The sequence below is a fragment of the Leptospira vanthielii serovar Holland str. Waz Holland = ATCC 700522 genome, from assembly GCF_000332455.1.
Classification (GTDB): domain Bacteria; phylum Spirochaetota; class Leptospiria; order Leptospirales; family Leptospiraceae; genus Leptospira_A; species Leptospira_A vanthielii.
Genome location: NZ_AOGY02000050.1, coordinates 1 through 9,751, shown reverse-complemented (window position 1 = coordinate 9,751; position 9,751 = coordinate 1). Strand labels below are relative to the sequence as shown.

Below are 9,751 nucleotides of genomic sequence, written 5' to 3'. Positions count from 1 at the left end.
AGCCGAAATGAAGGAAATTAATAAATGATTGAACTTATTGAATTATTATCTATGGACTGCAGCTTTGATATTAAATATTTTCTAGAGATAGTAAAAGAATGTCTAATCATAGGTGGTATTCTATTTGCAGGTTTTATAGCCTATCAAATAGCCTTTCGTGAACTAAAATTCAGCGCTATAAGAGAACTAATCGAAAGAGATAAAAACTTAAGACGAGAATTTCTGAATGAAATATCACATTGCTTTTCAATTTATCATGATATATTTGTGTCTTAGTTCAGTGAAAAACAGAATTTTGAGATTCAAAATTAAGCTAAGCAACAAGCCTTATATTAGCCTTTACCGAGTATTCTTTTCTCTTCAATTTTGCTTCAAGTAGTTTTTCTTTTCTTTCTGCTAAAATCTTTTCCTTGCGACCATAAAACACATCCATAGGTGTTACGTAACCGATTGCAGAATGAAGTCTTACCGAATTGTATTCTTCAATCCATTTACCAACTTCTTCTCTAATTTGTTCGAGTGAATACATTGGTATTTCACGGATTAACTCAGTCTTAATGGTTCCATGAAATCTTTCTAGTTTCCCGTTGGACTGAGGATGATTTACAGAAGTCCGAACATTATGGATAGAAAATTCTTTCAAAATTTGTTTGAATTCCTTAGTCAAGAATTGAGATCCATTGTCAGTTATAAGACGAACCGCTACTGACTCGCCTCCAAGCCATTTGTCGCATGCGTCCCCATAAAACTAACTGTGTATCAAGTGACTCCATTCGGGTACTGATTGACCATGCAAGGACTGCACGTGAAAAAACCGTCTAACACTGATAATCAAAATAAACAAAACTACCCTTTAAAATTGATATATGATATGTCCATATGCCAGTGTTCATGAATAGCTTTAGGTTGATCAAAACCTGTTTTCTTGATCTCCCAAGGGCTTTTGCCATCTGCGGTTTAAACCACAGTCCACAGAATGCGATATACACTAGAAGGAGACATATATGCTATGTTTTCATCAATCATCATCCATGCCAAAAGAACATATCCTTTGAATGGATGATTTCGTTTGTAATCTTCAACTGCCTTTCGTTCCTCTGGTGTTATCCAATGCGATTTTTGGAATTTACTTTCTTTGGTGATTTGATACGTGGCGTTTTCTCCAAACAGTTAACTTGCCTGGATTTACATCTATTTTACTACACAGGTATTTGATGGGGAGACCTGACGCCTCTTTCAGCCGATCTAAGGTATTTACAATCTCATGCTTTAATGCAGTCGAAACATGTAATCCTGTCAGAGCTCCCCAGCTTCTTTTTTTAGGTCGATGATCTCCCCTGTGAGTTCGGCTATGATTCTGTTTTTCCTCTCCAGTTCCTTTTCATACTTTTCTATCAGTTTCTTGTTTTCATTGGATTCTTTTTGATTCGACCCAGCCAATGCTTCGCGTCCTGCTTCCAATACTATTTTTAACCAATTTTGCATCATGGTTGGATGAATCCGATATTCATCACAGGTGTCTACCAAACTTTGATTTTAATAGGTGTTTTCGGATGATGCCTATCTTGTCATCCGCTTTGAACGTACGTCTTTCTCTTACTTGTTTTTCCATCTCTAATCTCCATTTTCGGCTTGGAGTATTAGCTTAATTTAGGTCAGCAAAATTGCGTTTTCATCTGAACTGGAATAATACCGGAACTTAAGACTATACCTAAGTTACTGAAGATATATGCTGGTAAGTCTTCCTTACTAACTGAAAATAAGTTAAGAATCGACTGTATCAGACATATTGGTATAAGAAAATTAATGCAAATTATTAAATATAGTAGTAGTGATGGTAATTTGGAAATTCCTTTAGCTTCTTTCTTCATTTGCAATCGGAAAAAGAGTATTACTACTGAGGTAATGTATATAAATAGAATAACAGATAATTCTATGTTATTTTTTATGACGTTTGTTATTGTTTCCATGTTCCCTGCTTATTAAGTAATATGATTGAAGAAATTGCGTATAACGAACTAGGGGAGACGACGTAGGCTGACCCTGAGTCCCAATGGGACGTTAGGGACTGGCCACGACGCTTGCGAAGGCAAGAGGAGTGCCAGAAGCCTATGTGTCGCAGACCGAGCGAGGCCTTGTGCCGAAGCGAAGCGTTTCCCCGCTGTTATACGAAGTTTGTGCTTTAATTAATCTTTAAGCATGCTTTCGTTGATGATTTTTAACGATTTTCCTTTTTTCGATTTATAAAAGCGAAAGTCGCTATCTAAAGTGAATATATTTTGAATTTCATAAACTTCGGAAATAGTCATAAGTGAAGCGTCAGCAAAATCCATTGGTCGATCTGAATATTTGTCCATAAAAAACAAAATTGAACTAAATTGTTCGTTATCTTGATTTAATATTGAGATTGCATTGTTATCGATCCATTCGATAAAAGCCTTTTGAATTCTCTTATTATCTGACAATAAATACGAAACTTCAGTAACAACCGCAAGTGACGTAAATAATTTACCTTTAAAATTTTTAAGAAAGGATCGACACTGCAGGCAATAATTATCGGACTCATCGAAAAAGGCAACAATTGGACCAGTATCAATAATTGCTTTAATCATTTACGCTTTTTATTTAAAGCTTCTTTAATATACTTCTGATGGTTAATTGATTTATCAGTGATTCCGCTTTTATATAGTCCGAAATACTTTTCACCTAATTCGTATGCCGAAGGTTGCTTTGCGAAATTATCTATATAGTAAACTAAAGATTCTTTAATTACTTCCGATTTACTTTTATTTTCTATTTTAGCAACTTCAGAAAGTTTTTTTTCTAGTTCTTCTGGTAATCGTAAGCTTATCATAATGGTTTTGTAATACAAGCGTATTACATCTTCTTTCTCTTGTCAAGAAAATCTTTCCTCATTTTTTATGTTTTAAAAAGCAAATTTGCACAAATTTCGTATAACGAACTAGGCTAACCGACGTAGGCTGGCCCTGAGTCCCGGAACGGGACGTTAGGGACTGGCCACGACACTTGCGCAGGCAAGGGGAGTGCCAGAAGCCTATGTGTCGCAGACCGAGCGAGGGCTCGTCCCGAAGCGAAGCGGTTAGCTGCTGTTAAGCGCAGTTACTTATTTGTAAGAGCTTATTTCGTATAAAATTCTAATCTAAAACAATATTACTTTCTTTTATTTTTTCAACTCTTCGTTTTTTCGAATTTAGATTTTTTTTAAAAAAAATGAAGGTTAGCAGAATATCTTTAATATTAACCTAAATTTAGAATTTCAAAAAATTGCTTTGTTTAAATGTAAATTATAGCCATTTTCAATTAATTGACAGTAAGCTAAAATTATTTGATCTGGAATAATCGTATCTGATTGAAAACCTAATTTCGGATATTCAATAATCCTTTGTAGATCACCAACGATTTCATTAATAATCATAAAAAGGTTACTATGTGAATGCGGAGCATCAAAAAGACTATAGTTTGGTGAAGCAATAGAAAAATTTCCATCAGGCCACTGTTTATCTAATGCTAACTTAATTCTTAAAGTCATTGAAGGTTTCTGAACAGCGATGATATTTTCGAATTTTAGATTCAAAGAATAGAGGAGTTGTTTAGAAAATTGAATATTTTCCCCTGTATTGGAGGATTTATTTTCTATAATTATGAATTCTTTTGGAATATTTTCAGAGATTGCTAAATTTGCAAAAGCTTCAGCTTCTGAATTAGGGAAAATATGTTTGGTAAAGAAATTTAAACCACCTGAAAAGAGTATATATTTGGCTAAACCTTGTTTATAAAGATCAACGGCATATTTCGCAACTCTCAAATCATGACTACATAAGACAAATATTAGATCTGATTTTTGAAAGGTATCCCGAATAGAAAGAAAATTCCATATTAAGTTTGCAGATTCTAAATCTTTTTCAGTTATTTTTTTGTGATTTTCAAGAAGCATTTTAAGTAATTGCGCTTAACGAACTAGCTAACCAACGTAGGCTGACCCTGAGCCTCCGTACGGAGGCGTTAGGGATTGGCACGAGGCTTGCGTAAGCAAGAGGAGTGACAATAGCCTATGTGCCGAAGGCCAAGCGAGGGCGAAGTCCCGAAGCGAAGTGGTTAGCGGTAGTTAATTGCAGTTGGTTTTATGTTGTATTTGCTAATAATACGAAGTGTTTGAAATCCCAGTGCGCAAATTTTCATTCTTATTCTTTGTCTTCAAAGCCCGACAATCATTTTTGAATCATGCAAACCGTGACCAAAAAATAATAGGAAATGTAGCGAAATAAATCTCTTATTTCTTATTCTTTTCTTTAAAACGCCTGAATCATTAACAAAGTAATAAAACCGATATAAAGATCTATTATTGAATTGAGCAAAGTTGGACTTTCAGCTTTTAAGAAAAATTGCGCGCTGGTTTTTTTGAATAGAATTAACTAATTGCAATTAACGAACTAGTGGAGACGACGTTTCCCGACCCTGAGTCCCGTTAACGGGACGTTAGGGACTGGCACGGAGTTTGCGGATGCAAACGAGTGACAGAAGGGAAATGTGGCGCAGCCCAAGCGAGGCCTCGTGCCGAAGCGCAGCGTTTCCATGCTGTTATACGCAGTAATCCAACTTTACCTTTGATTTACTAATAGGTCAGTAGCATCAATTAAATGATTGGAAAATGCTTTTTTTGGATTATAAAAAAGCGATATTGGAAAGAAAATTATGGAGTTTATTCCTTTTGATTCTGAGAAGAATGTATGAGATCTGATTTTTTCTCCATTTATATTTTTTACCGTTAATATGTATTCTAAGTCAACTAAAACGTAGTGAGGTATCAAACTATATGTGTATGCAGAAATTCTGGAGATATAAGTATTTTTTCTTTCATTGATTCTTATTTTAACTTCAATAATTTGTTCGAAATCGTTCCCTTCTGTTTTAATATTATTTTTTTCTAGGCCGGTAATTATCGAACTAAATATTCCTTCGATTTCTTCTGAAGTTATTTCTATTTGCGAACCGTTTATTTCGTGAGCATAATCAAAACTTAGTATGACATTTACATGTTGTTTATTCTCATTTATATTGTTTATTTCTATTTGTTTTGTTAGAAGCAAACATGAAAAGAAATTTAGCGAAAGTAGAATTAATAGTTTAATTTTCATGTTTAATTAAAGTAAGAATATTATCGCAAATAAAATCGGAAAAAACCAATGAGTTCCTTGGGTTGCAATCCGATAAATTCATAACTCGATAGTTAATAAAGGGAAAAATATATGAATAAATGTTGTATTGTTTTTTGTGTAAAAAATTCATAGATTTAGATTCTATTTTGTTTTTATTTTCGTCGAAGATAGAAATTTCAATTTTAGCAAAAAGGGTATCTTCGAAAGAATCTCCGCCGAATAGCAAAAATAGTCCAGCCGTGAAGATAGTTGGAAGTAGTGATTTCTCTGGAATTTCTGTCTTTGAAGAAAGTATCCTTATTTGAATATCCGTAAGAAAATTTGAATATTTTTGATTTTTATTATAAGCAACTCGATAATCCTTTTTATTATCTAAATTATTGAGCTGATTTGCAATTCTTAAAGAAAGATTTGCTGAGTCATTTGGATGTGTATAATTTCGTATATTATCTGAGCCTATCGAAGCAGAGATCCAAATAATTTCCTTCTGATTTATACCTTTGTTCTCAGTAATTTGATATGATGAACAATTTGCTAAAAGAGAGAATAATATTAAAAGTTTTTTTATGTTATTCATATATTTTGGATTATTGCGTATAACGAACTAGGGGAGACGACGTTCCTCGTAGCTGAGCCTACGTAGTAGGCGTTAGCGTCGGCGCGCTTTTTGCGAGAGCAACAAAGCGTGACGGAGAGGAATGTGTCGCAGACCGAGCGAGGCCGGCAGTGCCGAAGCGAAGCGTTTCCCCGCTGTTATGCGACGTTTCCGAGATACATAATTTAGTTAAGCCACGGATGGCGTTTTAGCTAGGCTTTTAAGAGAAGAAACTCTTCTTTCTTTTTATTTCTTCTTGGAACAGCTTTAATTTCAACATCGAAACCGCAGGCATGAACATAATCGACCAGAGTTGAGATTTTAATATCAGCTCTTGATTCGATTCTCGATACACTTACTTGTGAAAATCCATCAACATCAGTTTGTTTGATTCCTTGATTTTGTCTTAACTCAGCAAGTTTCAATTTGAAAATTTGTTTTTGGGCCTCAGCTTTAGCTTGATTAATGATATCTTGTGGAACAAATTTTTCTAGGTCAGCGTCGAAGTTTTTTAATTCTTTTTTTATTTTTTTCTTAACCATATTACAAATCTCCCAAGTATTCAGAATATAATTCTTCTGCTTTTTTGATCATCACAGGATAGAATTTTTTTGAAGTCGCTTTGTTTCCACCAATGAGTAAAATAGCGTTTCTCTTTGGATCAAAAACGAAGAAAATTCGGAAAGGTCTATTTTTACTATTAACTCTAAGTTCTTTAAGATTTTTAATTTTAGATCCGGTAATAGTATCCACATGTGGCCGTCCAAGCCTAGGACCAAATTCTTTAAGAATTTCGATAGAGACTAAAATGTCCTTTTTTGCTTCATTATCTAGTTCCTTGATCCAAAGAATTAGTTCTTCAGTTCTTTTTATCTCATACACTGAAGGTAATATAACATATGCGTTATATCTGTCAAGAAAATTCTATCTAATTCTTGATGCCATTTAATCTGTCTTACGGGCACGGACGCCCGTTTTTATTTGGACTTTCGGAAATGTTCGCATAACGAACTAGTGGAGACGACGTTTCCCGACCCTGAGTCCCAACGGGACGTTAGGGACTGGCACGGAGTTTGCGGATGCAAACGAGTGACAGAAGGGAAATGTGGCGTAGCCCAAGCGAGGCCTTGTGCCGAAGCGCAGCGTTTCCACGCTGTTATGCGACGTGCATGATATTAGATTAGCTCAACTAATTCTTTCTCTTTTTTTATTTCATTATTAATACTTATTTTTAATGATTTATGGTAATTATTCAAATTTTTAACCATTTCCTTTGAGAATTTTTTTAAACCAATATTGGAAGCCAATAGATCTAAAAATTTTGGATGATCATTAAATTTCAGTAAAGTATTGTTGTGAAACTCCGGTTTGTCTTTGAAATATTTGGTTCCTTCTGTTCGGATAGTTTCATATAAAATGGTAAAATATGGAATATTTTCGAACTCTTTTGTAAGTAGTTGATAATGATCGTATAGTGATCCAATTCCAATTCCTATATTGTTTAATTTACTTTTTTGGGGAATATTGTCATGAAATATTAGTCCAGTAGCGAGATTGCAGATAATCTTTTTAATGTTTTCCTTTGTGTTTGCCTTCATTTTTTTTAGAAATTCATTTAAAATTGGTTCAAGATAGAACTTATTGTAATGTAATAGAGCCATTTCTTTTAACAATGAAAGTAAATTGGAGTGGTCTGAGTGAGGATTTATTCTACTAACCTTAAATTTTTTAAAAAGCTTCTCCATAGAGGAAGATTCTGAGTTGGAGATATAAAGAGCTGTGAAATATTCTTGTATTGACCGGTGTGCAAACGTATACTTTCCTTCAATTTCTACCCAAAGACAAGCAGCTACTTTCATGTCTTCGATAAATGCATTGTTATCAAATTCAAAATTAGTTTTTTCTTTGATTAGGTTAAGATTTTTATTTATTTCAGTTGAATCAAATGTTATCAAATTTTTAAAATAAGTTAAAGCTGAGAATCTTTTTAATATTTCCTCTATTTTATCTTGTGGCAATTCGGATTTATATTCACGTTCAAACCCAATTTTACTTAAACTGTCATGAGTTATGAATAAGGCGTCAATAACCCTTCTATAGAATATATGACGTTTGTTGGGAATTAAGGAGTTTGTTTGATATGTTAGAATAAATAGTGAGAGGAGTAGTGGATTGAAAATATATTCCCGGATTGGGCTTTCTTTAGGTAAAGCTTTAAGTGTCTCTATTATTTTCTTGCTTTGTTTTGGATCGCTCTTTAGCTGCTTTTCTACGAATATCCTAATTTCCGATTCTGTAAAGGGTAATATTTTATAATTCCTAAATCCAGCTAATAATTCTATATTTGCAAACGGTCTCGAAGTGATTATGAATTTATTTTCGTTATATTTATTGATAAAACTTTGAAGTGAATTTGCTAAATTATTTTTCTTGTATGAGTTTATTTCATCAAAACCATCTAAGAAAAATACAAAAGACCCATCTTTTAATTTTCTTTCAAAAATAGTCTCATTGGGTAGAAAATTATCATAACTTAATTCGCTTTTTATGTGAGATTCAAGTGTGGAGGTTTCGAAATCAATGCTTCTTAGTTCAATAAGCAAAGGAATTTTTGATTTTTCGAGTATATATTGAATAAAGAGATCCTTTATAAATGTGCTCTTTCCGCTTCCGGCTTCACCAATTAATGTTGTACAGAAATTGTCGGTTTTAATGAAGTTTAGTAATTCTTTTGATTGAAATTGATTATCTTCGGATTGTACTGTCAAAGGAACATATATATCATACAGATAAACTGGCGTTGACTTGTGTAATATTGTCTTTACGTGCGAAATTTTATTTAAGGTTTTTTTTAAGTAATTTTTAATATTTGTGCGGAAAAATAAAATTGTTTCTTCTTTTAGAGATTTAATCCCTTCGCCGATATTCGATAGAAAAATTTCACTAGATGATTTTATAAATGCTTCTATTAATTTATCTTCTTCCATTTTTTTTCCTTATTTAATTTGCATGTCGCATAACGAACTAGTGGAGACGACGTTTCCCGACCCTGAGTCCCGAACGGGACGTTAGGGACTGGCACGGAGTTTGCGGATGCAAACGAGTGACAGAAGGGAAATGTGGCGCAGCCCAAGCGAGGGCTCGTCCCGAAGCGCAGCGTTTCCACGCTGTTATGCGAAGTAATTTAAGGTTATAAAGCAATCCCTGCGTATAGAGAAACACTAATGTAATCCCGTGAAGGTTGATTCTTTTCTCTTAGGTAAACTTGTTCGGTAACATAATTATCTGGTAATCCATAGAAATATTGTGGATTAAAAGAATAATGTTCGTTCACCCTTCTGGTTGATAATATCCCATATTCAAATTCTGTACCAATAATAAAAAAATCGAAAACTTCCTTTCTGTATCCAATTCCTAGAGAAGCAGAATATCTATCGGAAAAAGTAGTCACTTTTTGATATGGTTTGAAATCAATATTGTTACCTTGAACAAGGAATTGATTTTTTTGTTCTTCTTTATAGGCTTTATTTAAACCAAAATTTATGCTACCATATATGTTGCCAAAAAAGAAGTATTGAGTTCGCAATCCAAAATATTCATTCATCCTAGTTCTTTTAAATTCTTGAATATCGACTGAGTCTTCATAAATTCCGGGCATGATTTCATGTTTTTGAATTGGTTGCTCACCAGTTCTATATGAAAAACCGAAATATAGATTGTTAGAGATACTCTGGAGTAGATTGATTGAACTTTTTGAAAAAGCAGTAGGAGCAAAATACATATGTATTTTTTTTCTCGGTCTATTAGCTTCTGTTGTCGAGTTCGATTGTGCAATTAAATTTATAGATATGAAGAATATAAGGATAACTGTTATACTTCTTAATAATTTTTTGGTTTTTCATTATTATTTTTATTAATTTCTTAAATTATTCGCATAACGAACGAGGCTAAACGACGTTCCTCGGAGCTGAGCCTGCAT

Annotated in this window: 12 protein-coding genes; 1 reads left to right on the top strand and 11 read right to left on the bottom strand. The window is 33.5% G+C overall.

The annotated features are described in order from the left end of the window. Positions 1-24: 24 nt before the first annotated feature. Positions 25-276: a hypothetical protein gene (locus tag LEP1GSC199_RS10665; RefSeq protein ID WP_039926322.1), complete on the top strand. Its 252-nt coding sequence runs from the start codon at positions 25-27 to the stop codon at positions 274-276. A gap of 37 nt (positions 277-313) precedes the next feature. On the opposite strand, the gene LEP1GSC199_RS10660 is transcribed toward LEP1GSC199_RS10665, so the two are convergent. The 11 genes from LEP1GSC199_RS10660 to LEP1GSC199_RS10605 form a co-directional block, all read right to left on the bottom strand. After that, positions 314-643, bottom strand: coding sequence for an integrase core domain-containing protein (locus tag LEP1GSC199_RS10660; RefSeq protein WP_232420756.1), 330 nt, complete (start codon positions 641-643; stop codon positions 314-316). Between the two features lie 653 nt (positions 644-1,296). Next, a complete protein-coding gene (locus LEP1GSC199_RS10655) occupies positions 1,297-1,488 on the bottom strand; it encodes a hypothetical protein (RefSeq protein WP_002980453.1) in 192 nt (63 codons plus the stop codon). Positions 1,489-2,186: 698 nt separating this feature from the next. After that, a complete protein-coding gene (locus LEP1GSC199_RS10645) occupies positions 2,187-2,612 on the bottom strand; it encodes a type II toxin-antitoxin system VapC family toxin (protein WP_039926606.1) in 426 nt (141 codons plus the stop codon). Further along, a complete protein-coding gene (locus tag LEP1GSC199_RS10640) occupies positions 2,609-2,854 on the bottom strand; it encodes a ribbon-helix-helix protein, CopG family (RefSeq protein ID WP_039926605.1) in 246 nt (81 codons plus the stop codon). The genes LEP1GSC199_RS10645 and LEP1GSC199_RS10640 overlap by 4 nt, the downstream gene beginning before the upstream one ends. A gap of 423 nt (positions 2,855-3,277) precedes the next feature. After that, positions 3,278-3,955: a YdcF family protein gene (locus LEP1GSC199_RS10635; RefSeq protein WP_002982115.1), complete on the bottom strand. Its 678-nt coding sequence runs from the start codon at positions 3,953-3,955 to the stop codon at positions 3,278-3,280. Positions 3,956-4,619: 664 nt separating this feature from the next. Then, positions 4,620-5,156, bottom strand: a complete 537-nt coding sequence (locus LEP1GSC199_RS10630; protein WP_002982128.1) for a hypothetical protein — start codon at positions 5,154-5,156, stop codon at positions 4,620-4,622. Then, positions 5,146-5,754 carry a hypothetical protein gene (locus LEP1GSC199_RS10625; protein ID WP_002982121.1) on the bottom strand — a complete coding sequence of 203 codons (609 nt, stop codon included), beginning with the start codon at positions 5,752-5,754 and terminating at the stop codon, positions 5,146-5,148. The genes LEP1GSC199_RS10630 and LEP1GSC199_RS10625 overlap by 11 nt, the downstream gene beginning before the upstream one ends. Before the next feature lie 230 nt (positions 5,755-5,984). Next, on the bottom strand, positions 5,985-6,314 hold the full coding sequence (locus tag LEP1GSC199_RS10620) for a helix-turn-helix domain-containing protein (RefSeq protein WP_002982108.1): 330 nt from the start codon (positions 6,312-6,314) through the stop codon (positions 5,985-5,987). A gap of 1 nt (position 6,315) precedes the next feature. After that, positions 6,316-6,654 carry a type II toxin-antitoxin system RelE/ParE family toxin gene (locus LEP1GSC199_RS10615; RefSeq protein ID WP_002982106.1) on the bottom strand — a complete coding sequence of 113 codons (339 nt, stop codon included), beginning with the start codon at positions 6,652-6,654 and terminating at the stop codon, positions 6,316-6,318. A 293-nt stretch (positions 6,655-6,947) separates the two neighbouring features. Further along, the gene (locus tag LEP1GSC199_RS10610) at positions 6,948-8,759 is read right to left on the bottom strand and encodes an NACHT domain-containing protein (protein WP_002982130.1); all 1,812 of its coding nucleotides are present in this window, start codon (positions 8,757-8,759) and stop codon (positions 6,948-6,950) included. A gap of 203 nt (positions 8,760-8,962) precedes the next feature. After that, positions 8,963-9,553 carry a hypothetical protein gene (locus tag LEP1GSC199_RS10605; RefSeq protein WP_002982112.1) on the bottom strand — a complete coding sequence of 197 codons (591 nt, stop codon included), beginning with the start codon at positions 9,551-9,553 and terminating at the stop codon, positions 8,963-8,965. Positions 9,554-9,751: the final 198 nt, after the last annotated feature.

Coding starts and splice junctions, on each gene's coding strand:
- LEP1GSC199_RS10665 (WP_039926322.1), top strand. CDS start 25: ATGATTGAACTTATTGAATTATTATCTATGGACTGCAGCTTTGATATT.
- LEP1GSC199_RS10655 (WP_002980453.1), bottom strand. CDS start 1,488: ATGATGCAAAATTGGTTAAAAATAGTATTGGAAGCAGGACGCGAAGCA.
- LEP1GSC199_RS10645 (WP_039926606.1), bottom strand. CDS start 2,612: ATGATTAAAGCAATTATTGATACTGGTCCAATTGTTGCCTTTTTCGAT.
- LEP1GSC199_RS10640 (WP_039926605.1), bottom strand. CDS start 2,854: ATGATAAGCTTACGATTACCAGAAGAACTAGAAAAAAAACTTTCTGAA.
- LEP1GSC199_RS10635 (WP_002982115.1), bottom strand. CDS start 3,955: ATGCTTCTTGAAAATCACAAAAAAATAACTGAAAAAGATTTAGAATCT.
- LEP1GSC199_RS10630 (WP_002982128.1), bottom strand. CDS start 5,156: ATGAAAATTAAACTATTAATTCTACTTTCGCTAAATTTCTTTTCATGT.
- LEP1GSC199_RS10625 (WP_002982121.1), bottom strand. CDS start 5,754: ATGAATAACATAAAAAAACTTTTAATATTATTCTCTCTTTTAGCAAAT.
- LEP1GSC199_RS10620 (WP_002982108.1), bottom strand. CDS start 6,314: ATGGTTAAGAAAAAAATAAAAAAAGAATTAAAAAACTTCGACGCTGAC.
- LEP1GSC199_RS10610 (WP_002982130.1), bottom strand. CDS start 8,759: ATGGAAGAAGATAAATTAATAGAAGCATTTATAAAATCATCTAGTGAA.
- LEP1GSC199_RS10605 (WP_002982112.1), bottom strand. CDS start 9,553: ATGTATTTTGCTCCTACTGCTTTTTCAAAAAGTTCAATCAATCTACTC.